General features: G+C 45.9%; 25 protein-coding genes and 1 pseudogene. 14 read left to right on the top strand and 12 right to left on the bottom strand.

Annotated features, from left to right (window positions below):
* Positions 1–7: 7 nt before the first annotated feature.
* Positions 8–670 (bottom strand): annotated as a pseudogene (locus tag ACYVC2_RS12375) (sulfatase-like hydrolase/transferase); the annotation flags it as partial.
* A 131-nt stretch (positions 671–801) separates the two neighbouring features.
* Between ACYVC2_RS12375 and ACYVC2_RS12380 the strand changes: the two are divergent.
* Positions 802–1,335 (top strand): hypothetical protein, encoded by a 534-nt coding sequence (locus ACYVC2_RS12380; RefSeq protein WP_461102743.1) that lies wholly within the window; start codon positions 802–804, stop codon positions 1,333–1,335.
* A 413-nt stretch (positions 1,336–1,748) separates the two neighbouring features.
* Here ACYVC2_RS12380 and ACYVC2_RS12385 read toward each other — a convergent pair whose 3' ends face one another.
* Positions 1,749–2,273 (bottom strand): hypothetical protein, encoded by a 525-nt coding sequence (locus tag ACYVC2_RS12385; protein ID WP_461102744.1) that lies wholly within the window; start codon positions 2,271–2,273, stop codon positions 1,749–1,751.
* A 177-nt stretch (positions 2,274–2,450) separates the two neighbouring features.
* Here ACYVC2_RS12385 and ACYVC2_RS12390 point away from each other — a divergent pair, with 177 nt between their 5' ends.
* A complete protein-coding gene (locus ACYVC2_RS12390) occupies positions 2,451–2,768 on the top strand; it encodes a DUF1493 family protein (protein ID WP_461102745.1) in 318 nt (105 codons plus the stop codon).
* A gap of 722 nt (positions 2,769–3,490) precedes the next feature.
* Positions 3,491–3,919, top strand: a complete 429-nt coding sequence (locus ACYVC2_RS12395; protein ID WP_461102746.1) for a hypothetical protein — start codon at positions 3,491–3,493, stop codon at positions 3,917–3,919.
* A 117-nt stretch (positions 3,920–4,036) separates the two neighbouring features.
* On the opposite strand, the gene ACYVC2_RS12400 is transcribed toward ACYVC2_RS12395, so the two are convergent.
* The 3 genes from ACYVC2_RS12400 to ACYVC2_RS12410 form a co-directional block, all read right to left on the bottom strand.
* Positions 4,037–4,246, bottom strand: coding sequence for a hypothetical protein (locus ACYVC2_RS12400; protein WP_461102747.1), 210 nt, complete (start codon positions 4,244–4,246; stop codon positions 4,037–4,039).
* Positions 4,247–4,285: 39 nt separating this feature from the next.
* Positions 4,286–4,903, bottom strand: a complete 618-nt coding sequence (locus ACYVC2_RS12405; RefSeq protein WP_461102748.1) for a DUF4304 domain-containing protein — start codon at positions 4,901–4,903, stop codon at positions 4,286–4,288.
* An 803-nt stretch (positions 4,904–5,706) separates the two neighbouring features.
* Positions 5,707–5,841 (bottom strand): hypothetical protein, encoded by a 135-nt coding sequence (locus tag ACYVC2_RS12410; RefSeq protein WP_461102749.1) that lies wholly within the window; start codon positions 5,839–5,841, stop codon positions 5,707–5,709.
* A 212-nt stretch (positions 5,842–6,053) separates the two neighbouring features.
* Here ACYVC2_RS12410 and ACYVC2_RS12415 point away from each other — a divergent pair, with 212 nt between their 5' ends.
* The 3 genes from ACYVC2_RS12415 (at position 6,054) to ACYVC2_RS12425 (ending at position 8,260) form a co-directional block, all read left to right on the top strand.
* The gene (locus ACYVC2_RS12415) at positions 6,054–6,251 is read left to right on the top strand and encodes a hypothetical protein (RefSeq protein ID WP_461102750.1); all 198 of its coding nucleotides are present in this window, start codon (positions 6,054–6,056) and stop codon (positions 6,249–6,251) included.
* A gap of 253 nt (positions 6,252–6,504) precedes the next feature.
* Positions 6,505–7,002: a LexA family protein gene (locus ACYVC2_RS12420; protein ID WP_461102751.1), complete on the top strand. Its 498-nt coding sequence runs from the start codon at positions 6,505–6,507 to the stop codon at positions 7,000–7,002.
* Positions 6,980–8,260: a Y-family DNA polymerase gene (locus tag ACYVC2_RS12425; RefSeq protein ID WP_461102752.1), complete on the top strand. Its 1,281-nt coding sequence runs from the start codon at positions 6,980–6,982 to the stop codon at positions 8,258–8,260. The genes ACYVC2_RS12420 and ACYVC2_RS12425 overlap by 23 nt, the downstream gene beginning before the upstream one ends.
* A gap of 755 nt (positions 8,261–9,015) precedes the next feature.
* On the opposite strand, the gene ACYVC2_RS12430 is transcribed toward ACYVC2_RS12425, so the two are convergent.
* Positions 9,016–9,750, bottom strand: coding sequence for a hypothetical protein (locus ACYVC2_RS12430; RefSeq protein ID WP_461102753.1), 735 nt, complete (start codon positions 9,748–9,750; stop codon positions 9,016–9,018).
* A 417-nt stretch (positions 9,751–10,167) separates the two neighbouring features.
* Entirely contained in the window at positions 10,168–10,650 is a 483-nt protein-coding gene (locus ACYVC2_RS12435; protein WP_461102754.1) for a hypothetical protein, read from the bottom strand.
* Between the two features lie 679 nt (positions 10,651–11,329).
* Between ACYVC2_RS12435 and ACYVC2_RS12440 the strand changes: the two genes are divergently transcribed.
* The 4 genes from ACYVC2_RS12440 to ACYVC2_RS12455 all read left to right on the top strand — a co-directional run bounded on the left by ACYVC2_RS12440 (position 11,330) and on the right by ACYVC2_RS12455 (position 15,205).
* Positions 11,330–11,665, top strand: coding sequence for a PadR family transcriptional regulator (locus tag ACYVC2_RS12440; protein WP_461102755.1), 336 nt, complete (start codon positions 11,330–11,332; stop codon positions 11,663–11,665).
* Between the two features lie 3 nt (positions 11,666–11,668).
* Complete coding sequence (locus ACYVC2_RS12445; RefSeq protein WP_461102756.1) at positions 11,669–14,335, top strand: permease prefix domain 2-containing transporter; 2,667 nt, start codon at positions 11,669–11,671, stop codon at positions 14,333–14,335.
* Between the two features lie 311 nt (positions 14,336–14,646).
* Positions 14,647–14,901 carry a hypothetical protein gene (locus ACYVC2_RS12450; RefSeq protein WP_461102757.1) on the top strand — a complete coding sequence of 85 codons (255 nt, stop codon included), beginning with the start codon at positions 14,647–14,649 and terminating at the stop codon, positions 14,899–14,901.
* Positions 14,888–15,205 carry a S8 family serine peptidase gene (locus tag ACYVC2_RS12455; RefSeq protein ID WP_461102960.1) on the top strand — a complete coding sequence of 106 codons (318 nt, stop codon included), beginning with the start codon at positions 14,888–14,890 and terminating at the stop codon, positions 15,203–15,205. Before ACYVC2_RS12450 ends, ACYVC2_RS12455 begins: the two co-directional genes overlap by 14 nt.
* Before the next feature lie 258 nt (positions 15,206–15,463).
* On the opposite strand, the gene ACYVC2_RS12460 is transcribed toward ACYVC2_RS12455, so the two are convergent.
* On the bottom strand, positions 15,464–16,006 hold the full coding sequence (locus tag ACYVC2_RS12460; RefSeq protein WP_461102961.1) for a hypothetical protein: 543 nt from the start codon (positions 16,004–16,006) through the stop codon (positions 15,464–15,466).
* A 241-nt stretch (positions 16,007–16,247) separates the two neighbouring features.
* On the opposite strand from ACYVC2_RS12460, the gene ACYVC2_RS12465 reads away from it, so the two are divergent.
* Positions 16,248–16,415, top strand: coding sequence for a lmo0937 family membrane protein (locus ACYVC2_RS12465; RefSeq protein ID WP_461102962.1), 168 nt, complete (start codon positions 16,248–16,250; stop codon positions 16,413–16,415).
* A 248-nt stretch (positions 16,416–16,663) separates the two neighbouring features.
* On the opposite strand, the gene ACYVC2_RS12470 is transcribed toward ACYVC2_RS12465, so the two are convergent.
* The gene (locus ACYVC2_RS12470) at positions 16,664–17,038 is read right to left on the bottom strand and encodes a winged helix-turn-helix transcriptional regulator (protein ID WP_461102758.1); all 375 of its coding nucleotides are present in this window, start codon (positions 17,036–17,038) and stop codon (positions 16,664–16,666) included.
* A gap of 112 nt (positions 17,039–17,150) precedes the next feature.
* On the opposite strand from ACYVC2_RS12470, the gene ACYVC2_RS12475 reads away from it, so the two are divergent.
* Both ACYVC2_RS12475 and ACYVC2_RS12480 read left to right on the top strand, forming a co-directional pair.
* On the top strand, positions 17,151–18,035 hold the full coding sequence (locus ACYVC2_RS12475; protein ID WP_461102759.1) for an SDR family oxidoreductase: 885 nt from the start codon (positions 17,151–17,153) through the stop codon (positions 18,033–18,035).
* A gap of 609 nt (positions 18,036–18,644) precedes the next feature.
* Complete coding sequence (locus ACYVC2_RS12480) at positions 18,645–19,625, top strand: hypothetical protein (RefSeq protein WP_461102760.1); 981 nt, start codon at positions 18,645–18,647, stop codon at positions 19,623–19,625.
* Positions 19,626–19,769: 144 nt separating this feature from the next.
* Here the strand turns inward: ACYVC2_RS12480 and ACYVC2_RS12485 are convergent, their stop codons facing one another.
* The 3 genes from ACYVC2_RS12485 to ACYVC2_RS12495 all read right to left on the bottom strand — a co-directional run bounded on the left by ACYVC2_RS12485 (position 19,770) and on the right by ACYVC2_RS12495 (position 23,847).
* Positions 19,770–20,678, bottom strand: coding sequence for a hypothetical protein (locus ACYVC2_RS12485; protein ID WP_461102761.1), 909 nt, complete (start codon positions 20,676–20,678; stop codon positions 19,770–19,772).
* Between the two features lie 286 nt (positions 20,679–20,964).
* On the bottom strand, positions 20,965–21,249 hold the full coding sequence (locus ACYVC2_RS12490) for a carboxylesterase family protein (RefSeq protein ID WP_461102762.1): 285 nt from the start codon (positions 21,247–21,249) through the stop codon (positions 20,965–20,967).
* 114 nt (positions 21,250–21,363) lie between these two features.
* A complete protein-coding gene (locus ACYVC2_RS12495) occupies positions 21,364–23,847 on the bottom strand; it encodes a T9SS type A sorting domain-containing protein (protein WP_461102763.1) in 2,484 nt (827 codons plus the stop codon).
* A gap of 536 nt (positions 23,848–24,383) precedes the next feature.
* Here ACYVC2_RS12495 and ACYVC2_RS12500 point away from each other — a divergent pair.
* Positions 24,384–24,875, top strand: a complete 492-nt coding sequence (locus ACYVC2_RS12500) for a hypothetical protein (protein ID WP_461102764.1) — start codon at positions 24,384–24,386, stop codon at positions 24,873–24,875.

Below are 24,875 nucleotides of genomic sequence, written 5' to 3' on the forward strand. Positions count from 1 at the left end.
AAAGGCTCTATTTTAAACTATTAACTTTAACACTTACTGGGTAAATAGCACCTCTGTACTCGGCAAATAACCGATTCGCTGGGCAACTACCCGTAGCAAATCGCCCGGCTGAAGGGCTAACTTCTGCTCGTACCCGGTCGACGGGCATATCCATTCGGTCACGACCGGCGAAAATGTATTTCCAGGGAATGGCCGCCTTCTGAGCGCCTAAAAAAGCCTGCCCCTGTAAGTAAGTCGGTAAAGGGATGTTGGCTAATGAAAGAATGGTTGGCGCCAGATCGACAAAACTTATGAGCTGATCGTCGGTGGTTCCAGCACCTTGGTACCCTTTTACACGGAATTTTTCCGGAATCCGCACAATCAGCGGTACCCGAAGTCCACGATCGTAGACTTCCCGTTTGACAAACGGTAAGCCATCGCCGTGGTCTGAATAAAAGAAGATGATCGTATTGTCATAAAGCCCGTCGTCCTTAAGTTGCCTGATGACGCTACCCATAATCGAATCCATCCGCATGACATTCGAGAGGTTACGGGCAATATCATGCCGAACGGTCTTCGAATCTGGATAATAGGCCGGTACGTTCACATCGTCAGGACGAACTAACAGGGGTTCTTTTTCCCGTTGCCAAACCTGCGACTCGTGGGTTATTGTCGAGTTAAATACGGCATAAAAGGGTTTGCTAACCCCGTCTGCACGTCTATTTCGCCAGTGGGCTTTGGTACTGCTTTCGTCCCAAACCGTTACTGGCGGTAAGAATTGGTAATCCTGCTAAAGCAGTAGCCTAAAAATCGTCTTGGTTTATGAAAACTCAACTCGCATTCTTACTTGTAGTAGTAGTTGGCCTAGTAATCTCATGCCAGCGGGTAACTAGTATAGACCCACCCACTGCCACAATTGTAGGATCTTGGGTGATAGACCGTTTTGAAATTACGAACCTGCCAAAATGGTATGTAGCCAAGCATAATATTCCCTTTTTCGTGGCTTCAACTACTGATACATTCTACTTAGCTGGCTTATTATCAGCTACTCAAAATGTCACCTCTTTTACTTTTACTAGTGACGGCACTTTTTCTGAGCAATACTTGGCTAATGCTGACAGCATCCAAATAGCGAAGACACAGATTGATAGGGGGACTTGGATTTTGAAAGATCCTATTGTGAATCTTCAAGTAGCTAACTATTATCCAAATCAGCTGATTTACTCATTAGCGAAAGATGAGCTGTTTACGGGTAAAATTCGCCAAACTGCTGTCCTTCAGCAAACAACTTTACCTCCATTTGCCAAAGATACAGTTACTTACACAATACGCATGTTCTATAAAAAGTCACTTTGAGGCAGATCAGTCTAGTCATATTTTTCCAAGAGGTATTGAAAACTAGTCGGTAAGTTGATTCTGATTTTAGTCGCTTAACATAAGTCTAGTGGTTGTGGTCCCGTGCGGTTGCAAAAGTCAGTGTTGTTATAAATCGAGTCGTTGTAGAGTCAATGTTCAGCCCCGAATCGGTTCACAATAGACTCATAAGTTGAGTCGGTTTTATCCGGTTCATACTTTTGCAACCGCACGGAACCACAACCACTAGACTTAGAGCCTGTTTAAAAATGCTTGAGCATCCGGTTAATGTTGGATAAATAGACGAATGATTCGTGAGAATTTACGCCACACTCATAGTCTTTACTAACTTTATGTTAGTTATACTTTCCAGGAATATGACTGAACATCAAAAGATAGCTTATCTCGAAATTATACTAGAGAGGTAGAAACTTTTCGTAACTACCATCAAGGTTAAAGACGATAATTAGACTGCCTTTGTACATCCGAGAAGCTTCTCTTTGCATGGTGGGTCTACCATAAACGCGGTCACCAATGATTTGCTCTAAACATTGATTTAACCCGGTTTTATCACCTAGGGTTGGTTTAGTCCTGCCATTTGAATAAGCGTCAGAAATCAGGATAATATCTCCGGTAAATGAGGCAAACCGACTAGGCGGATTATCCTTGTAGCTATCATCGATACTGGGTAAGAGTAACCAGCATTGTTTACCTGCTGCGTTTTGATGTTCTCGCAACAGGACAATTCCTTTATTATTAAACCAGTACCTTTCCTTACAGCTACGGATGAAGTCGAGTAAAATTCGCCGCTTATTTTCATCCGTGTCTAGTTTGACTTGCTGAACTTGGTCACAAGGAGCGGCATTAGCTGACTGAGCATTTGTTCGATAAATACCTGTCCCAAGATTTAGCAGACAATACCAGGTGATAAGGAATTTCATGTTAAGACCTGTTGTATAAGGAATGTGGCTGTTGCAAAAGTCCAGACTAACGGATCTCTTAGGCCTTATGCGTCTGTTTCAGCGCTCAAAAGTATCATAGTTGTTGGCTAAAATTCGTCACTATCAACCACCGATCTACTTTTGCAACAGCCACGCCACTTATACAACAAAAATGTGATGGACGTTGATATCTTATCAAAGGTTAAAGAGTATCTAGCTAATAAGTACAATTACAAGATTCATAAGCTTACCCCTTCAACATCTTTGCTAAAGGATCTCAATCTCTATGGCGATGAGTTAGAGGACCTTTTGTGGGATTTTTGCGAAACATTTGAAATTCCACTTGAAAACATACACCTAGACAACTTTAATATTGGTGATATCTACCTTCTTGAGTTTTGGAAAAATTGGAACAAAAGAACAATTACAATTCAGGATTTAATAAATGCTATTGAGAGGAGGGAATACTTCATTAACATATTCTTAGTTGTATAACAGGGCTTACTTTTGTTCAAACTATACACTGCCTACTACTTGTATTTTTCCTAGTTGATAGGATGACCGATACGGACCCTGTATATTTCGATTTGACACATGGAGACTAATATGCAAAACAACCGCCTAGTAGGTCGTGATCGGTTGATTACTATTTTGGTTGTGGTATCGCTATTAGCCTTTTTATTAATCCCCGATTATGATCGTGGAGGGCCGATGCCTTTACTGATGTGGGCTGTTCTTTTTGTTGTAGCTGCTCCTTTCTCCGATAAGATCCCCTTCTTTTTATTGTTGATTAGCTGGTTCAGTTTATGGTGGGTAGTTTTCAAGCCAAGCCTACAAAAGAACTGGTTGCTAGTCCTAGCTTGTCTTATCCCTCAGTGGGCTGGTCTTTTATGGACCTATAACAGATACGAGAAATTTGGAAATATATGGCCAATCACTTCAGTAAATTCTCAATTCTGGATACCATCTTCGATTTTCATAGTGTCTTCACTATTAACCATCTACAAGATTTTTCGACAACAACACAACTAGCGATGAAGCTAGCGATTCTTAAAAAAGTGCAAAGGTTAACCAGATCAATAACTGATTAGCTTTTGCATCATTTCCAGCCCTGTTGTATAACTGATTTTATGTTATGTGCTTAAAGTCAGAGGTAGACTAACAGGCAACTAAGAAGTACCACCGGAAAAATATAATTTCGGTATAGAATAGATGTGATGAAAACCCCTCTTAAGATTATTCCGATACTACTGTCCTGCGTACTAGTTGCGTGTATCAATGACGGACAACCAATCTATGAAAAGCAATTGAATGGACCTTACTATTTAGATGCCGTTGATGAGTATGAGGATATGTCTATAAGCATCCAAGATGGCCAAGATGGGGTTGGCGTAATTAAAGCTACTGTTTTTGCAGTAAGCCAAACCGATGAGTTTATCATTGCCAAACAACATCCTCTTGACGAAACCAGAAACGTAGACAAGTCAACAACTAACTATTTTATTATCCCTCTGAAACAAAAGATCTCCAAAGCAACAGATCGTAACTATTATGGTCCCTTGTCGTTTTCTGAATTCAATTCCAAAAAGAAAGAATTAGGTATAGAAGATACCCCTTTCAGTATCCTTTTTAAGGAGTTGGAATAGCTCTCGAATCTGTTGTATAAGTGGCAATATGTTAACCTAAGGCGTTTTTTACTAGATCATACCTTTCTCCTAAGAATAACTTATAAAGCGTTTTTACCTCTTCCCAATCTTTGCACTTCAGCTTGTATTGCGTCTCCTGATCACCATCAAAGACCCCTTAAAACTTAGGTCTTTATTTACTTCTAGAGTGTTTTCACCATCATCAGATCCAATCCAGAAAGCTCCATGCTCCTCATCCATTTGCTGAATTTCATCAATAGCAACCCTAACATCATCTATAGTAGCATCCTCAATTGAATCTCCCCAAGCTTTTTCCAAATAGACCATTTTACTGTTGTATAATCTGTTTTATATTAACCCAAAGGGCTAATTAGTAAGCTTTTCACTTTTGATCAATCCTAAATCTTTAGCTCTTGAAAGTACAATACTTTTATAACTTTTCTGTACTTGATCGGCTAAAGCCTGATCCAATACTAAATGGGCTTCAGCCATTCGGTTGGCAGTAGCCAGTAAAATTATCCGTTCTAAATATCGCGCTGATCCCAGCTCTTCCAATAAATCGTCCAAAGTCTTCACCGCATCTAAATAAGGCAGAATGTATTGAGTCAGGTTATTCTCCATTTGAGCGACTAATTCACTCATAACCGTCTCCTGATCAATTGAGTACCACTGGTCGGAATGGTCTACAATAAACTCTGAACGCCTTGTTAGCACACACTCTGAGACTTGGGGAAAGATGGGTACTGGTTGAGCCGTGTAGTTATAGAGGAGTTGCCAATAGGATTCTGAAAACAAACCCAGATTGATAGTAAAGTTGATTTGATCCCTGGTACTGGCTTGACTCTTCTGGATATTAATGAGTTTACCAATCTGTGTTGACCGATAGAAACTATAGCGTTTCTTGCGGTAGCCTTGATGTTTCAACAGGTCGTGAAATGGATAGCGAATCAGGGCACTGAAATTGGTTTCAGCTAGCGTTTTCACGTTGGTCAATATCTGCTTAATTGGTAAATAGATGGTTATATTTTCTATAACGCCTAAAAATGGTCTATACGATTAAACAATTTCCTGGCTAGCAAGTTTTACTATCATAGTTCACTCGAAGTAGTCCTAGATGCACTTAAAACGCAGCCCTAGGTCTGCACACAGAGCGAAAAGAAAGCCAGGTGACTCCGTGTTGTCTGGCTTTTGTTTTTCCCTCATATGGCAGCGGTTTCTAAGTTGCTCGGCAAGGTAGTTGAGCGGGTATTTAGAAAGGCAGATCATAGCGCATCGGGCTCTGTCTATCTCCCGTTATAGCCTCTCTGATACTCTCCGGCTAACTCGTTTTACAGTTTCCTCAGTGCAGCTTTTAAGTATGTCATCCTGTATCAGTCACCAGTTTTTATCACAGTAACGGCGGATAAAATCATCCTATATGGCATGTCAGTAAAAGAAAATGATACAGCTCGTTATTGCATAGATTCATAGCTAGTTATACTTTGTCTTTAGCGTCATTATTGACGTTAAAAATAGTAGTAAAGTTAATGTCAATATCGACGTTAATTTTTAGTAAATACGCTGTCTGAGTACAATTTTCATTCCCTTACTTATGAATATTATGTATGAAAGGTCCAGCAACTAGCTTGAAGTCCTGACGAACTTGAACCGTCAGCTTAAACTGGAATAAGTTGTTTGCTAACCTGCTGGTTAGCCTTCAGCCATATTCGCCCGGTGGGAGCTTTGCCCGTTCTGTCATCAAGGCGTTCGAAGTCGGCTGCCCGGTAACTCATTAGTAACGCATTGTTTTAGTGAGCTTCATCGGTTAGTGGCTTTCCGCTTTCCTGGTGAAATGCATAATCTTCTGCGCTCAGGTTTTGACAGAGGTACTCATCCATACCCAAGTCGTACCGCTCCAGAACGTAGGACCAAGGCTCAGCCATTGGCTGGGATTGGCCATCATCTACGGGATGAAGTACCGGCTTTTGGCCGCCAGGGGAGTATACATTCGCTAGTTTATACGATTAATTTGCTATAAATAATATAACTAAAATAGTAAGCTGCTATTTTTGCCCCGCTACGGTTGATCTGATCCTTGCTGATGAGCCTGTAGGGCTGATTAACCAAATCAATTGACGTTTTAATCCTAACGACTATGACAACCGCAAAGAAACACGTGATCCGGGTCGTCTTTGACGTCCTGGATGGGATGGGCCAGCTTATTCGGCTCAATGGGGATGTATCGGTGGCTGCTGCTGACCCGGATGAGGCTATTGAGTGGGTTTTCGACGAAATGCAGCGTCAGTTTAACCGGAAGGATATCCGTTTATCCAAGGTGCTCATCTGTGTTTAGCCGATTCACTCAGGCGCCGGCCCATGGGTGTTGCGCGGCCGGGTCACACCTGGATAGGCGCCGTAAAGCGATAAGCCAAACCAGATAGCCAATCGGGAAGGGGTAATTTACCGGCCGTGTTTATGGACGGACAGTCTAAGCAAAAGTATCCTTTTGGCTTAATTCGTTTATAAGAGGTTCCATTGATAAGATATTTTTGTATTATATATAACAAAGTAATAATATAGTGGTTTCTGCGTTTGTGGAGACTACTATGATCGAAGAGAGCGACCGAATACACCCCCTTGATATTGTCCAGGCGACTGTGACCAACCGGTACGCCATTCCGTTGTTTCTGTCCATGATCAACTGTGGGTTTCCCAGCCCTGCGGACAATTACGTCGAACGGCGGCTCGATCTGAATGAGCTATGTCAGGTGGATTCTGAAGGGACGTATTTCGCCAGGGCCACCGGGGAAAGTCTGATCGGAGACCGGATCCACCCGGGTGATATTCTGGTCATCGATTCGATGCGGGACCCTACCGACGGCAGTATTGTGGTAGTATGGCTCAACGGGGATTACTGCGCCAAAATCTACGTCGACAGAGCGCCCATGGTCGTGCTGCTTTCTTCCAATGACAGGTTCTTACCGATCTATGTGCACCCTAAAACGGACGACTATCTGGATGGGGATGAGTTTCATGTGGTCGGCGTCGTCACCTATGTGCTGTTTAAACCACCCCGCCACGATGTACGCCCTTATCGACTGTAATAACTTTTATGTCTCCTGCGAGCGCGCGTTCAACTATTCGCTACAGAACCGGCCTGTTGTTGTCCTGTCGAATAACGACGGCTGTGTCGTCGCCCGCAGTAACGAAGCAAAGGCGCTTGACATCAAGATGGGCGTTCCGATTTTTCAGATTGACGAGCTGATCAGGCAGCACAACGTTGCCGTGTTTAGTAGCAACTATACGCTGTACGGGGATATGTCTGCGCGGGTGATGGCGTCGCTGGGCCGATTTGTCGAAGAAATTGAAGTGTACAGCATTGACGAAGCATTCCTCAACCTGACCGGCTACCATAGCGTATACCCAAATCTAACCGAGTTCGCCCAAACAGTTCGTCAGAAGATTAAACAATGGACACGTATACCGGTGTCCGTTGGCATCGCTCCAACCAAAACTCTGTGTAAAGTTGCTAACTGGTATGCCAAACGGCAACCTGAACATGGCGGGGTTTTACTCGTCGATACGGATGCAAAGATTCAGGAGTTGCTTACGGATTTCGATGTGGCAGATCTGTGGGGGATCGGCTGGCGATATGCGGGTATGTTGAAACGCAACGGCATCCGCACGGCTGCCCAATTCCGTGATCTGCCCGACGACTGGATCAATAAGAAATTGACCGTGAACGGCCTCCGTCTGGCGTACGAGTTGCGCGGCATGCCTTGCAAATTGCTGGAGCTGGAACCCCAACCGAAAAAAGCCATCTGCACAGCGCCAAGCTTCGGCAAACTGATCCCCGATCTGGCCACAACCATGGAAGCACTGACGACGCATGTCAGCCGGGCAGCCGAGAAGCTACGGAAGCAGCATTCCGCTGCCGGCACATTGACCGTCTTCATTCATACGAACCGATACAAGAAATCACCGAATGGAGAGCCGATCAAACAGTATTACAACAGCCGAACGGTCGAGTTACCGCACCCGACCAGCAGCACAACTGAATTAGTTGGTTACGCCCAGGCAGCACTAAAGGCGATCTTCGCGTTCGGGTATGAATTCCAGAAAGTCGGGGTGATTCTATCGAACCTGGTACCGGACGATTTTCAGCAACAGGATCTATTCACCAGTGGTCCCGATCGACGGATGGTGCAGCTGTCAAAAGTGGTGGATAAACTGAACCATCGGTACGGGCGGGACAAGGTACGAGTCGCTGGAGCGGGGTTTGACCCTTCCTGGCATCACAAGCGGCAGTATCTATCGCCCTGCTATACAACAGATTGGCAGGATATTTTACGGGTAAAATAGGCAAAGAAGGTCGCTTTTGGGTGGGCCAGCCCTATCGAAGTCAACACAAAGCTACGCTCGTCACTACCTCATCGATCGCCAACCCGATGGCTACTACTGCCTGGTATGACTTTATGGCTGGAGTTGACTCGACCGTTGCCTGGCCAACCTACACTAGCCGATAAATAATTCCAGTTGATCAGCAGAACAGAAGCTGGTTGTCGCCTGGCTGAATGAGGCATCCTGAAAATTAGTTCAGCCTGCCGCCAGCGTTTTGGCCATCAATGCCGTCTGAGCGTAGCGGCCGGTGATGTTCTGAGTTTTGGGCTGGCCGGCACACTGCCACCCAGGGCCACGACGGGCGTGCTCACGGTCAGTTGGACGGTGCTGCCGATAGGTTTTACCGAAGCGGCCTACGACAACAACACCGATGCCGATAAGGTGGATTCTTTTCAGCAATGACCCATTCGCTCAATTGCGTTTTTTACCTTCGTGACGTTAGCCTTTGCTAATAAGCCGGGGCTTTTGCTTTGGTATCAAGTCAAACGCAATAGCCAGGCCGATCAGTTGGTAAACGGCCTGGCCATTGCGTTTGACTAAAAAGTATGTACGTGCTCTTTAGTAACTAGCTGATTTCGAAAATAAGGAGTTCGGCTCATGAGTGTCAGCAAGAAGTGACTCGAACGATAGAGAACCTGGGGCTGAAGTCACTTTTTAATGCAACCAGACGTGATGTTGCCCGTTGATTTGCCCGGTTAAACGGGCGCTCGATGTCGTTATTGGGGAGGAATCCACATAGGGGGAACGATGCCAAACCCACCATCGGGCTTCTTGACGACCCGGCCCACTATCAGCCAGGAATTGTCCGTGTAGCCACTCATCACGGAGTTCTGAGGGACATTATTGGTCAGGTTGGTCAGCATCTTATTGGCCTCAGTCACAAATTCAGTTGATTCCTGCTGACCTTGGTAGTAATCTTTCAGGGTGTTCAGGGCCTCAATAAACTTACTTCGCAGGTCCGGGTCAGGCTTTGAATAATACTCAGCCGGATCAGGATACCAGTCAATCTGGCCTAACACGTTGTTGGCATCATACTCCACCCGGCCCACGGCATTGATGCCATAACTATCACCGGTATTCAATTGCACCATGCTGAACATGCCATCGGTGCCTACACTTTCGAAATCGACACCCATATCGTGCAAATCCTGATAGTTGGCCACATCCCCCCAGGCAACACCGTAGCCGGCAGTTAATTCATAACTCATGTTGGTAAGCTTAATGGGAATGCCTACCCAGGAAGTTTGGTAATAAAGTACAGGGGCAGGCTGTGGGGGAGGGGCATACCCATACACGGGCTGTAGCGTTACGCCACCCCAGTCTTCGAGGTTGGGGATAAGCGGAGCCGTCTTGGCTCCTGAATGAACCGCCTGGGGCTGGAGATTTTCCTCGACGGAAGCACAGCCACCCAATAGCAGGGTAGCCGCTGTTACCATGAATAGTGTTTTCATACCGTTAGAGTTTGAGAAAGTATGCCATAGAACGCAACGTGAAGAAGTTTGTTTATAGGTTCCGCTTTCGTGTTAATTATGTGAACCAGGTTGGATGGGTAGATATACGGTAGGCATTTAGGTAAGCAACCAGCGAGTCCGATAAGAAAATCTTCCTAGATAGGTTAGTAGTTAATGCATTGATTATGAGATGCTTAACGATTTTGCGGTGGGTAGGCTGAGCGAAACGAAATAAAGCAGGATCAGGGCGGGGAAATGAGTCATTAAAATAAGCTTAAAAAGCAATTTTGTTCCTGTATCGGCAGAAAGGACGATTTGATTACAACCAGGTCTGGGTCGGCCTATGTAATGTCAACGGGCAAAAGCCTGACGGGCAGGAGTGGCAAGAGTGCCTTTACCCAAGTAAAGACGGTCCATTTACACCTTATTTAACGTCACTTTAAAGCTTTGGCCGGCATTGGTCCAGGTTAGGATTAGTTGGGTGTAATTACCCGTTCCGCCTGGGTGATAGTCAATATCAATATCCTGGGCTGTACCTGCATCGGATGTCAAGGTCAGTTTGGTCCCCGTTACGGCCCACTTCCCGGTAACTAATTCGTCCGTGGTGTTTCCCGACATGCATTTGCTTTCGTCGGTTTCCGAGAAGGTATGATCACGGTTAAAATTATAGTAAAAGGTTATGTCGGAGCAGTTGTAGGAAAAAATCTGACGAAGATAAGCCAGGTAATCTCGGGTGCCGTCGGACAAGGGGGGATCAACCACAAACGCAACCATCTCCCACTTGCCCGATACGTCCACTGTCGGCGTTGGTGTCGAGTCCTTCTTTTTTGAGCAGCCCGTCAATAAGAGCGTAACTAGAATGATACAGGAAAAAGATTTTGAGGCATACAGCGGTTTCATAAAACGTCAAATTAAATGGTTGTCATTAGTTCGGTTTCGTATTCCTTCAGCAGGAGTCAGTTCCTGCTGAAGGAATACGAAACCGAACTTGCGACGTTAGGCGAGGCAAACCGCGAAATCTTTCGTGAACGGTTCGTTCTTTTCCAGAGCGGTAGAACGTCAGGAAGGATCCGTTGAATTTTGACCATAAAAAGCTCGTCCATGCATGAACGAGCTTTGTTATGAGGTGACACCGAGGTTCACTAGTTCAACTCAATAAGTGGTCCTTTCTGTATGGTAAGCGTGTCTTAGTTAGAGTGTGATAACCGCCAACCAAGTATACTTACCCTTTAACAACCCATTCAAACCCGAACCTGGAAAATGCTGCTTATTTCCTGGGCGTTTCCCCTATGACTATCGCATAAGGTTAGGCGGTTAATGCTGAGGAAGTGGTTCTTTAGAACGCCCGAATTTTTGTATTCCCTCGTCTCAAGTGTGAGCCATTTAAGAGGACGTTCTCATGTGCAAATCGGATATCAAATTAATGGCCCAGGCTTACCTAGTATCGGACACTTTTGTACGGTCCCGGACAACTATATACTACGTATAAATTTATACGGCTGAAAATTAGCAGCTTATAAAGCTGGCACTCTATTTGTTCAACAAGTACTAAAGAAATCTACCTTTTAGTCCACTTGCTATGAGTCGAACCTATCTGGGCGAGTTTGAAGAGTTGGTCTTACTCGCCGTGGCCCTCCTGCAAGGCCAACCCACGGGGGCTTATGGCGTCACCATTGCCGATGAACTCCAGCAACGAACCCAGCGAACCACTTCTGTCACGGGAGTACATGTGGTCTTGTATCGACTGGAGGAAAAAGGCCTCGTTGGCTCGGAGCTTGGCGGAGCTACCCTGGCCCGGGGCGGACGACGCAAACGACTATTTACCCTGACGGCCGCGGGTCAGCAAGTGTTGCGGGAGATGCGTCAACTCCGAATGGGATTTTGGGAGGCCTTACCCACCCCTTTCTTTTCGTAAGCCATGAACAAGCCTTTGCCCAACCCAACGCCCCACTCCGGGCAGCCGCCCCGATGGGCCGATCGCCTGCTGAGCTGGTTGACGCCCACGGATCTGCTGGAAGAGTTGCAGGGGGATCTGCAGGAGCAGTTTGCCGAGCGGGTTGACCAGGTCGGTCCCCGCCGGGCTCGTTGGTGGTATGGCCTGGAAGCACTGAAGGTCATTCGGCCCTATTACCTACGGCGTCGAGTGGCCAGCCTGGCCAACCGGCAAACGAATTTCTTCCCAAAGCGAGGGGCTACCACCCGCCCTTACTTTACCCCTGAACACTTCTCGCCATCCCTAATCAATCCGGATATGATTCGCAACTATCTCAAAATCGCCTGGCGCAACCTTTGGAAAAACAAACTTTTCTCAGTAGTCAATATACTGAGCTTGTCCCTGAGCATGGCGGTGGGCGTTATTCTGTTTACAGGCCTGAAAGCCACTTTTGATACAGACCATTTTCATCCCAAATTAAATCAAATCGTACGCATACTCACCCAGGAAACAAAGGAGGGGGAAAAAACCAACTGGGCAACCGCTCCATTGCCCTTGGTGAGTCAACTGGACAGCGTCTCCTTTGTCCAAAAAACGGTTAAAGTACGTCTGGCAGGAAAACATAACCTGCAAACCGACAAGGGTGATGTACCGATTGACCTGAAATTTTCAGAGCCTTCTTTTTTTGATGTGTTTGGCTTTCACTTGTTGTCAGGTACTGCACAAAGCCTGGCCAATAATTCCACCACGATTTTTTTAACCCAAAAAACAGCAGAGAAACTATTTGGCAGCGCCAATGTCTTAGGAAATACGGTTCAAGTTGAAAATTTAGGCTATTATACCGTTGGGGGAATAATCCAGGACCCGCCTTTAGCAACACATCTGCCCATTGAGGCCATGTTATCAATTCGTGCTGCTGAACTACTTGAAAAAAAAGGAGCAATCCCTGGTAACTCACAAGATTGGGGAGGTTTCAAGAGTTCAGCCATTTATGCTCGTTTAGAATCAGACGGTAATTTGGAGCAACTTAATGCAACACTCCAGAACTATACTCGGAAATTGGATAAGAGCAATCTTCAATTTTTGGCACAACCCCTCGAAGATATTACCCCTGGAAAAATTGCTATTAAAAATAACCCCAATGCGGGCACTAGTTGGGAAGACGTAAAAACGCAGCTATTCATCATTCTATCGTTAACCCTTTTAGCTGCTTTCAATTATATCAGTTTGGCATTGGCGCGTGCGTTCTCCCGAGCGCAAGAAGTAGGAGTTCGCAAAACCATAGGTGCAACAAGAGGACAGGTTATCGGTCAATTTTTAATGGAATCGACCCTTGTTGCGCTGTTTGCTTTGGCCTTTACAGTGCCATGTGTTACTATTTTAGCCCACTATATACCCGATATGGATGATGTGACATTCTCCTGGGATATAGCCTTAGTAGTAGGCTTGGTAACCTATGCCCTTATCACCGGCTTAGTGGCAGGAGCACTTCCGTCCTGGCTATTGTCAGCGTTTCAGCCCATACAGGTTTTGCGTAAAATGAAGAATATAAAGCTGTTCCGGGGTGTTGCTGTTTACAAAGCGTTGATTGTCGTTCAATTTTCTGTGACCATTCTGTTTATGATATTGGTTGTCATAATAGCCGATTATGATCGAAAAAACAAGGCGATCATCAGCTCAACCGTGCCATCCAATGTTCTGACATTAGATTTAAAAGGTGAACACTATCAAAACCTGCAAAACGAAATAAGTGGGTTAAGTCAGGTAGAAACGACGTTGGCCACGAACTGGTACTATGAGCCCATTAAAATGGGTAAGGATTCTGTAACGCTCAACGATAAAACGCTGGAAATAAATTACGTAAGTATTGACCCACGAACCATTAAAACAGAAGGTATCCGCTTACTAGCTGGGCAAAATTTTCCTGAAAACATGCCCCAAAGTACGGAGCAATATGTGTTGGTCAATGAAGCTGCCGCAAAATTACTGGCATCTAAATCGGAGACCCTGGTGGGACAAAACCTCTTGCTGGACTCTGCTTCGGTACAAGTCATTGGGATCCTACCCAATGAGCTAATTGGCCAACAACTCCCTTTACTCTATCGGTATTTGCCAAATGAAATAACCACCTTGACCATAAAAATAAAGCCATATACAGAACTGGAAGCGACCAAGGCTATACAATCGGTATGGAAAGACCATTTTCCTCAGAAAACTGCCAATCTTTATAACTTAAAAGCGTATCGTTATTCGGGTGAAATCAGTGGAGAAATGGAAATTTTTGGAGGCTCTGCCCTGATTGTCATGATCATCGCTGCTTTGGGCATTTTAGGCATAGCCAGTTACTCGGTAGAAACCCGCACGAAAGAACTAGGTATAAGAAAAATATTAGGAGCAAACCATATAAAACTGGTGTGGATAGTTACCAAGAATTTTGGCATTCTGCTCCTAATTGCCGGTCTTATTGGTGTTCCGGCTGGCTTGTTTTGTGGTGATTTACTTAGAAAAGAAATGGGCAGTTATCTTGATTTGGGTATTATACATGTAAGCATAGGCTTTGGTTTGGTTGCCTTGGTTGGACTACTGACGGTTCTATCCCAAACCATTCGAGCGGGGCAAATTGAACCGGCAAACGTGTTAAAAGCAGAGTAAAAAAGCCAAAACTTCATGGGCAGGTTGGGCCGATTGCGAGACAATTAATTCTATTCCGCGACACCATGACGAGACAGTAACGACTGATCCATCTACTAACAAAATGCCAGCCCCGATCAGAGCCAGCGTTTTGTATGCACTCGGCAGAGCACAGCCGCAATTCTGCCGAAAAAGCAATCCACTGCCAACGACTATAGTCCGTACGACAAGGATGTTTTTCCGTTACTTATTGCCCTTTAGCTACTCGTTATTTAATGACGTTAGGACAGGCCCAATCTATTTCTCTAGTTTGCCTCAAACAGTAGATACAAATGGTAGAACGACTCTTCTGGATCGGCATAGGCCTGGATGCCGTGGCAGCCTTACTCTTGCTGGGGCTGGTTATCAAGGACTGGCCTGGAAGCTGGTTCTTGGGCTTGGGGGTGCTGTTTATGGGCTTACCGGCTTTAGCTGGCTACTGGCTGTGGCGGTCCCATCACTCGCATTGGGCCATGCTAGTCGTGGGCTTTCCGCTGCTGTGGAGTCTACCCGTGGCGGTTCGTATCGTCTTGAATCAACTCAAATGATCCTTCTTTATCCAGCTTTTCAAATTATGCCGCGACCCAGGTTGATATAGGCGCACCCGGTTTTGCCATTTATTCCACCCTACCCGCTAGTAGTAAAGGAAAGGTCATTTCTGCCTACGGGTCCTATAGTGGTACCTCAATGGCCACTCCTCACGTTACGGGTGGAGCCGCCTTATATGCTTCTACCTATAGTGGGGCTTCAGCGGCCACCATAAAAGGGGCGATTTTAAGTAGTGCGGTGGCTACCCCCTCCCTGGCAGGTAAATGCTTAACCGGAGGTCGATTAAATGTTAGCAGTTTTTAAGCGTCTGGGTCCAGATTCTATTCATCGCTCAACAGGTGAACGCTAAGTATTTGCCTTACTAATCGCTTATTTTAAGGCCGGTCCCTGTTCAGCACTCGGATCTTCCTCTTTTAGTTTAAGCTCTGTTAGGTAAGCACATAAAGACATTGCCCAGTCCTGATCAGGACTGGGCAATGTCTTTATAAAAGGCGTTCCCGCTAATCGGCTATCGGCGGATGGGGGCTCGTCAGCAATTAATGCCCTGCCCCTAGTCTGGCCTTAGTGAAAGCCCTGCTGAGTCAAATACGTTTTATCAGCTTCATTCCGAGGGTGAACCCCCACAACAATACCACCGCTTTTTAGACCCGATTCATAGGCTTTCGCCGTTTCTTCAGGTATACCCGAATTCACCAAAGCACCAATCAAGCCACCCGCCAGGCCACCCGCTCCTGCACCCGCTAAGCCAGCCGCCAACGGACCCGCAATCAGTAAACCTAGGCCTGGCAAAGCCAATGTCGTACCTATTGCCGCAATAGCCGCTGCTACCGCTCCCACTGTACCCCCAATGGCCGAGCCTTTACCAGCCCCTTCCATCGCTTTATCTGTTAAGGCAGAGTCTTCAGTGTCGCTATGATCAAAATGCTGCTTACGAGTCTCATCGGTCATGACGATATTCACATCATCTTTCGAAAAGCCATGCGCTAACAAGGCGTCGTAAGCAGTTTCGGCCGCATCACGATCCGTAAAAATAGCCGTCATCAGCCTTGAAGAGTCGATTGATGATGAGTCGTTAAAGCTGGTATTACTTGGTTGAGTCGTCATTGGAATGATTTGGTTTTGTTGTGTAAACCAACTAGTAAACCCTAGTCGGTTACAAACAAAACCTGACATAGCACACTATGTTCAAGTAATTTGAGCGAGCGGTAACGAGCAGTCTCCTGAAAGAAACGAAATAGTAAGTGTTATCCATTCCCCATTTTTACCATTCAATTAGATTAAATAACCTATTTGTAGTAGCGGAGTTCTACTAGACAATTCACCTACTTTCACTAATAATCTCCATCTGGGCAATCTTCTGTATATCGTCGCCGTGGTATTGATTATCATTTGGCTTCTAGGCTTTTTAGGTGTTTTAGGCGCGGGCATTGCCGGTAGCGGACTTATTCACATTCTGTTAGTTATTGCGGTCATTGCTATCGTTTTTCGGTTAATCCAGGGCAGAAGCGTTTAATTGCCCGAAACCCCTTCTAATATTAAAAGAATCCATTATTATACTTCATTGGAATATAATAATGGATTCTTTTCTGGGTGGTAGACTAACTAAGGATGTGTCAGTCGATTTATAGGCCAGGGGTATCAATTGCCAGTTATGAAAAGTAAGCTTTCTCTTGAAATGCCCAGTTATTGAAACCGATACTTGAAGACATCTTTGTCTCATTAGGGAGCATTATTTGAGATAAAAAACTCCAGTGAGTCATTTCACGAATTTATAGGGATAAGGTGTGATCGGTGAAGCATTCCCCAGTCTATCATTGAATCGATCACCGTTGCAATGTCTCGGCCCGATTCGGTTAGCCGGTATTCAATCAAGACAGGCGTCTGATTATACACGATCCGATCTACAATCCCGTTAACTTCCAATTCTTTAAGCTCTTTTGATAGCATTCGGGGCGTTATTTTTTCGGTACTAGCCAGCAAATCGGTAAACCGATTCACTCCCCGCAACAACGAGGCAATGATGGGTAGCTTCCACTTCCCATGAATAACGTTCACCGTGTCGGTCAAAGCCAGGATGTAGCTTTTGGGGCACTTCTGGCCATTCTCCGCTCCTATATACTCTTTAAAGTTGCTCATAATTAATGACTTAATTATCTCGATATACAAAAGTATACTGCTAATTTATAAGTACAAAGTATATTTAATATAGTGCTAACTCTACTTTTGCACGTCAATAAATAAATGAACCATGATTTTAGTTACAGGCGCAACCGGTCAATTTGGGGCTAAGGCCATTGACCATTTACTACAAAAAGGAGTTAATCCTTCAGATATTGCCGCATTAGTTCGAGACGCAGCCAAAGCCAAAGGGCTTCGAGAGAAAGGCATTGCCATTCGACTGGGCGATTACGCCGATCACCACTCACTCGTGCAAGCCTTTAAGAACGTAGACAAGTTATTACTGGTGTCGAGTAATGACCGTCAGGCTGTCGAAAACAGAACCGCTCATCACATCAATGTGATCAAAGCGGCAAAAGAGGCTAAAGTTAAGCATCTGATTTATACCTCGTTCGTCAGAAAACCGGGCTTTAAGCAGTCCGCAATCGCTACCTTTCAACAATCACACGTTGATTCGGAGACCTTTCTTAAGAACAGCGGGATGGCTTATACCATTCTTCAAAATGGGATGTATCTGGAAATGATACCTGTTTTTTCTGGCACACAGGTTGCCGAGAAAGGTATCATTTTCTTTCCAGCAGGTGATGGCAAAGCCAGCTATGTCCTGCGTGAAGAACTGGCCGAAGCTGCTGCTCACGTGTTAACTACAGCTGGTCATCTCAACCAGGTATACCTACTAACCAATACAACCTCGGCTTCCTTTTATGACATCGCTGGTGAGTTAGCTAATGTTTTGGGAAAAGACGTCACCTTCCAATCGCCCTCGTTTAGTGAATTTGAATCGACGTTAAAAAGCGTGGGTATACCTGATTCATACATCGGTATGTTTATTATGTGGGCTTTGGCCTTATCACAAAGCACAATGGATGTAGACGACCCTACCTTGGCGAATTTTTTGGGCCGAAAGCCCACTACAGTCGGGCAGTTTCTCAATCAAGTTTACGCCAAAAGCTAATGGGTAGCCTTATGAGCGATGCTGCTATCTGCTTTCATAATGGTGACTGAACAAGCTTGTCCCCAATCAATAGCTATAAGACAAGTGCGATTCGGCATTATCGAATCGCACTGATGATACGTGTATCAATTTAGATTAGAGTAGCAGAGCTGGTCTCACGATATGCCCCATTTACGGACGGACCATAAGAAACCCCTCGTCTTAGGTGGGAGCGTATTTTGAACCAATTGAATCAATTGCTTAATGGCCTTCAAATTGGTTTCTGAATCTAGATGGTCGATGGTAAATTGAACCAGATCCAATGACTTGATTGATACATACGATTAAGTAAGCATCTATTTTTGTCCAGCAGTAAGAAAAGCCATTTTTTATCCACGAGTAGCACCCATGAAAAGAGCCATAATACTATGGGCACTTAGCATTATGGGCATTTACCTAAATGCTTGTAAGCACGTCGAACCGACTCCCGTTAGGCCTGCCGACACAACAGCAACAGCGCTCCCCTCCTGGTAAATCCATCCCGATTTAGTCCTAAGCAACAAAATTCTCATTGCCACTCATGCGAATGCAAAACGGCTGGTTATTGCAGGAATTAATGGCTTTTTCCAAATGGATGCGGGCGATAGTTCGTTTGTGAAACCCAGTGAGTTTGGCCCTACGATTGGTCGATATGGTACTAGAGGTCAAGCATCCTTCGTTGGAGAATCAACTTCTACGCCCGTGATAAGCGATCATCTGTATGCCAATATCCGCTCAGATGGAGGGATGGTGGGCTTATCGCTCATCGGAGACTCGCTGCCAATGACGAGTTATTATTCTGGATCAGCTAGTTCATTATATTTTAACGACTTGATGCCTAGCCAAGAGTTTACTGGTTTATACCCAGGGTTAAGTTTGGTAGCGACCCCATTTGGCTCCATGAACGAATCAACGCAGACATTACTTATCCACTCCTCCTATACAAATACGAGTACTTGCCTGGTTAGGCGTAAAGATAGTGCCAGGTATTTCGCCAGTTATTCAAGTTCTGTGGGCTATCCTGAGCAAATGCTCAACAGCTATCAACCCAATTTACTGGCAAACCTACAAACTTGGTACTCTATCGCCGTTGGCGATCATTTTGTGGCCAGCGCCTACTCCCCCTACCAAGGAAAAGGCATGACTCTTATTAATAAAGATGGTACGCTAAAGCAGATCAATACCCCACCTTTGATACCCAGTACGTATTTTTATTACCGTGGCCATCTGTATGGGGGCGATAATCAGGGCAGTTTGATTCGGTCGCTGGATGGTGGCTTAACCTGGCAGACTGTGGCTCGTTATAGTTTTTCAGCTACCCCACACTATGCAGAAATCAACGGTCAGCTAATTGCCTATGGTCATAGTCAGCTCTTTTGGCTTGATGATGGCACGGAGACGTTTACCCTACACACCACTGGCAGCACTAGTCTAAAAGAGCTGAACAACACTGGACTCCAAGGCAATGAGCTAACCGGACTGGTTCAATTTGGCTCGCAGGTCTATGGCACCACCTTAAGCGGTTTATTTTATCTAAAATTATCCGATTTTTTTGTTCATAAATCCCTGTAGTATTCCGTGAGATTTTAGTGATACTGCTAAGGAGTTACAAATCTCAGATTGATCGACTTTTGCAAAAGCCATGACACTTATACAACACTTTTAAACAGGTTGCATTAAATAAAATGGCGGTGTCAACAAACAGATTTGTGGGTATTAATCAATGGGATAACTTCTGAATTCGCCTATCTCGTAGAGATAATCCTTTAACTGACCTGTACCTGTTAACCAACTCTGTTGAGCTATATGGGCGGTGCAAGGCCCATAGCTGAAAAGTCTGATTGGTCTGTTCCATGATATCACCTGTAACTTATCTAACACATCTTGCAGAAGCCGACCTTCAAAGGGGGTGAATAAGAAGAAAACGCTACCATCAGCCATGTTAGCTGTTCGAACGTCCTCACAAAGGAACACGAGATTCGATAGGTTGAGATCAGTTGCACAGACGGTGGAATAGTCACAATAAGCAGGCTCCAGCTCTATACCTTTGGCAGTCGTTCCTGTTAGTAAATTCACCAAAACACAAACGTGCCCTAAGCCTGATCCTAGATCATAAAAAACGTCCTGGTTGGTTAAGTTAGCTTTCGCTACCAACTCGAGAATAATTCGAGTCGGCGTTTTCTGATAAAAGACCATTTCCGGTTCTCTTTCTAGAGTTGCTGTAGGGAGAACCTGAAGGGGGAAAAGACAATTAGTAAACACATCAAGATGATCATAACAGACAACTGAATTAGTCGTCTGACTACTGATTAAGCTATTCCTAACATACTTATTGATCAAATCTAGCAGTGCTACACCTTGATAACAGCCGCGTCGAATGGCTATCCGCAGCCGCGAAAACAAGGCCTCATCAATGGCCTCTAACTGACTTTTTATTCGGTGAGCACACTGCTTTAAGGCAAGCAATTCTTCAGATGGGTTACTGAGTTGGAGTAGAGCTTCTAGCTGATCAATGATGAATTCTAGGTCGTCTAAAGCCTGTAGTCGACTCTCAAAATTCATTTCATTCCACAGCGAAGTATTTTCCTGGATAGTCTCAATGTCAGTTTGTAAATCTCTAATCATTATTTCCTTTTGGCGAAGCGACAAATATCATTTATAAAGCCAAAGAGCTACGCCTGATGGAAAAATTCTCTTATTTTATTCCATTAACTTATTCTTAGTTATACCACTTATATTGGCAAAATACAATTTATGAGAAGCCGTTCAAACCATACTATATCAAATATTTCCCTTTTTACTATTCTCAAGAAAACGCTCATTTTCTTTCTTATTTTCTGGTAGCCATGCCGGAGACCTGATTTTTCTGCTTCCTTCGGAACCAGTCGAGCCCTTAGACCTGATAATCCTTTTACCGTTTGTGCTGGCGAAACAGCCAATCATATAGACCCCCTTCTGCATAAGCCGGCTGGACAATGTTGTGGCCAGCTCCAGGGTATTCGGTATACATAGGACTCTCTCTATACTGGCGCAGTGCCGCTACCATTAGCCGGGAGTATGCCGATCGGTTGACGCTGTCGGCCGAGCCGTGAAACAGCCACACCGGTATGGTGTGAATCGAGGCTGCCTGAGACGTGTCGGAGACCGAGCACACGGGGATGGCCGCCGTGAAGAGCGTCGGCCCGAAATAACCCACAAAACTCCAGTCGAAACGGTAAGTTATATGTCCCCTATGCTGGGGGCTCTACCAAAAAGCCCGAATCAGAACGATCCGGGCTTTGGTATTTTCTCCTAAACTAGACTGTCTAAATTAGTCAGCCTTTACCACCCGCACCACTTTCGTTTGATCAAGAGTGCTCACTTGAAGCAGATGCACCCCAGCCGAACGGCTCAGCTTTAGCTCAAGTCGCTCAACGGCCGTCGCCTTCACAATCCGTGCCTCGCTAACGGGGCGCCCCTGCTGGTTGATCAACGTCACTACTAGGGGCTGGTCTTCCGCTCCGCTCACTTCAATGTGCACCCTGTCGCCCACGACGGGATTGCCTAGTAACTTCACACGCAAGCTACGCTCTGGTTCAGGGGCACTAAGCCGAGCCCGGCCACAAGCGGCTTTCAGGTTCCAGAGGTAGGTGACGGATGTGCCGTTCTGGGTGGCGTGGAGCAGAAACGGTTGTACATCGTTGACCGTGCGCAGCTCGGTATCGACAAACTGGTCAGGATTAGTCGTGGGGCTGGTGATGCCAAAGGCGAAGTAGGTGATAGGGCTGCCATCCCCTCCGCTGGTATTGAAGTGAAAAGCCCCCGTGGCACAGTTGTAGGTGGGTGCCAGCAGTGTCAGGGTACTCCCCGATGGAGGAGGACTGACAGGGCACTGAGCCCGAATGTCCCAGACATAGCTCACCGTCACTCCGTTCTGACGAGCTAGTAAAGTCAGGGGTTGAGCATCAGCAGCGGTCCGTAGGGCGGTATCGACAAATTGGTTTGGATTCGTAGTCCAACCGGTAACACCAATGGCAAAAAACTCGATGGGTGAACCATTTCCCCCACTGGTATTGAACCGAAAGGCCCCTGTTGCACAGTCGTAGGTAGGGGCCAGCAGCGACAGGGTACTCCCCGAGGGTGGGGGGCTGGCGGGGCACTGAGCCCGAATGTCCCAGATATAGCTCACCGTCACTCCATTCTGAGTGGCCTGTAGGTGTAAGGGCTGAGCGTCGGCAACCGTGCGCAGCTCGGTGTCGACGAACTGATCGGGATTGGTCGTGGGGCCGGTGATGCCAATGGCGAAGTAAGTGATGGGGCTACCATCGCCCCCGCTGGTATTGAAGTGAAAAGCACCCGTTGTGCAGTTATAAGTGGGGGCCAGCAGCGTCAGAGCACTCCCTGGCGCTGGGTTAACCGTAATGATGATGGGTTTCCAGGCCGTACGTCTGACGGTGGTGTTGACCAGGGTTAAGTTCATCACCCCTGAGGTCAGTGGGACCCCCTGAATGCCGGGCGGCCTGCCCAGTTCAATATGCAGTCCATTGGCGGGTAGTCCTGTCAAATCATAGGTAAATAAGCTATCGAGAGGTACTAAGAGAGGCATCGTTTTCTGAAAGGGCACTCCCACGATAGCCGTTAGATTGAGGGGAGGAACAGGGGGAGTCGGGGGGGCATCAATGACCGTAATGATGATGGGTTTCCAGGCCGTACGTCTGACGGTGGTGTTGACCAGGGTTAAGTTCATCACCCCTGAGGTCAGTGGGACCCCCTGAATGCCGGGCGGCCTGCCCAGTTCAATATGCAGTCCATTGGCGGGTAGTCCTGTCAAATCATAGGTAAATAAGCTATCGAGAGGTACTAAGAGAGGCATCGTTTTCTGGAAGGGCACTCCCACAATAGCCGTTAGATTGAGAGGGGGGACAGGGGGAACAGGGGGAGCATCAATGACCGTAATGATGATGGGTTTCCAGGCCGATTCTGGCTTACCATTCGACGCGTTAATGGTCAGGTTCATCACCCCACTGGATAGGGGCGTACCGACGATGGAAGGTGGGTAGGTCGAATAGGATGTACTTAATCCATTCGCGGGTAGCTGGGGCGAGGTGTAGAACGTGTTGTTAGGAGTCAACAGGACGGGTATGTGGTATGTAAACGGCACCCCCACCGTGGCAGTTAGGCTGATGGGGGTGGGAGCCATAACAGTGATGCGGATAGGCACCCAGGCTCTATGCGCCTGCCCATTCGAGATATTCGACGCGTTGATGGTCAGGTTCATCACGCCCGTCGCGTTGGGCGTGCCGCTAATGGAAGGCGGATAGGTATCATAAGACAACCCCAGTCCATTCGCAGGTAGCTGGGATGAGGTGTAGCCTGCATTAGTTTCGTGAATCAGCACTGGTAGCTCATAGGTAAACGGCACGCCAGCGGTAGCCGTCAGGCTGATGGGGGTAGGGGGAAGAACCGTGATAGTAATCGCCATCCAGGCCGATTCAGGCTGCCCATTTACAGTAAGATTGGCATTGATGGTTAGGTTCATCACCCCTGTGGCGTCTGGCGTACCGACAATGGATGGGGGTAATGTTTCGTAAGACACGTCCAAGCCATTGCCTGGTAGCTGGGGCGAGGTGTAAATCGTGCTAATGTAGGGCAGTAAGGCCGGTAACTGGTACTTAAACGGCACGCCTGCGGTAGCCGTCAGACTGATGGGGGTATTGGGGCCTGGAGGGTTGCTCTCGGCCTGCACATGCCAGGAGAATAACAGAATTAAGCCAATTAACCAGCCCAATGAACGAATCGTAGGAGTCTTATTCATAACCGATGTGTTTAGTATGAAAATGATTCGAGAAGCCAGTAATACTAATTAACTCCAGGCAATGAATCTATTTCCTTTTGTACCAACGGTAAATTATCTATCAAACTACCTACGTTCGTATACTACTGTGTGCCAATTGGTTATAAAGATGAATTGAAAAGAGTATCATCCTATTCTATGTTCCCAACTAGGTCTGCTTTCTGTGATTGCTTTTGGCGCCATTACCAGCCATGCTTAGTTTTTAAATTAACCGGAAGCATTACCAAAGCCACTTTTACTTACTAGGGTGAGTTTCTGTTTCCAGGTAGTTAGACGTAGTGTACAAGAATGTGGCCGGCCTATACAGCAGTCCCATAAAACCGTGCTTGTTGGTCAAATAAGCAATGCTGCCAGAGGCAAAGGCTAGTCTTTCACCACACCAAACAATCGCTTATCTACACCTTTTACCGAGCCAAGGCAGTTGAAGCAATAGGAAATTCACTTTATTGGTTAAATCAGGATTTCAAGCATCTAGGCGATGCATACGAGTTATCATAATGCCACTTATACAACAGATGCAGTCTGAGTATTATTTAGAGTTTACTACATCCAACTTTCAATTTTTTATTGCTGACAAAGAGTCTCCGCAAGATATAGGCGAGTTCTGGACTAATACTTGGGATTTGGAGTCAAGGTTAACTCTTGAAGCGGGTATAATCGGTGTAGGCATTGGCAGTTACGGTAAGGTTAAGGCCACTCTGCTCATTCTAAAAGAGCAGAGCAATAGATCTAGCTTTGAAACCTTTGATCATGTAGTAGAAGCAAGCTTAGTGCTCAGCTCAGGTATAGTACAAATTCTTAATTGCCCTGATTCGATTGTTGAGTTAGGACTTGACCTACAGCCAGGTGAGTATCGAGTTAGAGTTTATTCGTCTAATCTTAGTAGTGCAGACGTGTACGAAGGGAATAGGGGAGCTGATACTTATTTGATAGAGATATGGCCTGATGAGCTCAAAGAACGTGTAGTACTTAAACAGTACCTAGGCTAA

Source organism: Spirosoma koreense (assembly GCF_054777875.1).

What these genes read in the sequence shown, in the direction of transcription:
- ACYVC2_RS12415 (WP_461102750.1), top strand. Translation starts at nt 6,054, where the DNA reads ATGACAACCGCAAAGAAACACGTGATCCGGGTCGTCTTTGACGTCCTG.
- ACYVC2_RS12480 (WP_461102760.1), top strand. Translation starts at nt 18,645, where the DNA reads ATGGATGCGGGCGATAGTTCGTTTGTGAAACCCAGTGAGTTTGGCCCT.
- ACYVC2_RS12395 (WP_461102746.1), top strand. Translation starts at nt 3,491, where the DNA reads ATGAAAACCCCTCTTAAGATTATTCCGATACTACTGTCCTGCGTACTA.
- ACYVC2_RS12430 (WP_461102753.1), bottom strand. Translation starts at nt 9,750, where the DNA reads ATGAAAACACTATTCATGGTAACAGCGGCTACCCTGCTATTGGGTGGC.
- ACYVC2_RS12420 (WP_461102751.1), top strand. Translation starts at nt 6,505, where the DNA reads ATGATCGAAGAGAGCGACCGAATACACCCCCTTGATATTGTCCAGGCG.
- ACYVC2_RS12380 (WP_461102743.1), top strand. Translation starts at nt 802, where the DNA reads ATGAAAACTCAACTCGCATTCTTACTTGTAGTAGTAGTTGGCCTAGTA.
- ACYVC2_RS12470 (WP_461102758.1), bottom strand. Translation starts at nt 17,038, where the DNA reads ATGAGCAACTTTAAAGAGTATATAGGAGCGGAGAATGGCCAGAAGTGC.
- ACYVC2_RS12495 (WP_461102763.1), bottom strand. Translation starts at nt 23,847, where the DNA reads ATGAATAAGACTCCTACGATTCGTTCATTGGGCTGGTTAATTGGCTTA.
- ACYVC2_RS12445 (WP_461102756.1), top strand. Translation starts at nt 11,669, where the DNA reads ATGAACAAGCCTTTGCCCAACCCAACGCCCCACTCCGGGCAGCCGCCC.
- ACYVC2_RS12475 (WP_461102759.1), top strand. Translation starts at nt 17,151, where the DNA reads ATGATTTTAGTTACAGGCGCAACCGGTCAATTTGGGGCTAAGGCCATT.
- ACYVC2_RS12500 (WP_461102764.1), top strand. Translation starts at nt 24,384, where the DNA reads ATGCCACTTATACAACAGATGCAGTCTGAGTATTATTTAGAGTTTACT.
- ACYVC2_RS12460 (WP_461102961.1), bottom strand. Translation starts at nt 16,006, where the DNA reads ATGACGACTCAACCAAGTAATACCAGCTTTAACGACTCATCATCAATC.
- ACYVC2_RS12485 (WP_461102761.1), bottom strand. Translation starts at nt 20,678, where the DNA reads ATGATTAGAGATTTACAAACTGACATTGAGACTATCCAGGAAAATACT.
- ACYVC2_RS12385 (WP_461102744.1), bottom strand. Translation starts at nt 2,273, where the DNA reads ATGAAATTCCTTATCACCTGGTATTGTCTGCTAAATCTTGGGACAGGT.
- ACYVC2_RS12425 (WP_461102752.1), top strand. Translation starts at nt 6,980, where the DNA reads ATGTACGCCCTTATCGACTGTAATAACTTTTATGTCTCCTGCGAGCGC.
- ACYVC2_RS12410 (WP_461102749.1), bottom strand. Translation starts at nt 5,841, where the DNA reads ATGGCTGAGCCTTGGTCCTACGTTCTGGAGCGGTACGACTTGGGTATG.
- ACYVC2_RS12390 (WP_461102745.1), top strand. Translation starts at nt 2,451, where the DNA reads ATGGACGTTGATATCTTATCAAAGGTTAAAGAGTATCTAGCTAATAAG.
- ACYVC2_RS12400 (WP_461102747.1), bottom strand. Translation starts at nt 4,246, where the DNA reads ATGGTCTATTTGGAAAAAGCTTGGGGAGATTCAATTGAGGATGCTACT.
- ACYVC2_RS12450 (WP_461102757.1), top strand. Translation starts at nt 14,647, where the DNA reads ATGGTAGAACGACTCTTCTGGATCGGCATAGGCCTGGATGCCGTGGCA.
- ACYVC2_RS12435 (WP_461102754.1), bottom strand. Translation starts at nt 10,650, where the DNA reads ATGAAACCGCTGTATGCCTCAAAATCTTTTTCCTGTATCATTCTAGTT.
- ACYVC2_RS12440 (WP_461102755.1), top strand. Translation starts at nt 11,330, where the DNA reads ATGAGTCGAACCTATCTGGGCGAGTTTGAAGAGTTGGTCTTACTCGCC.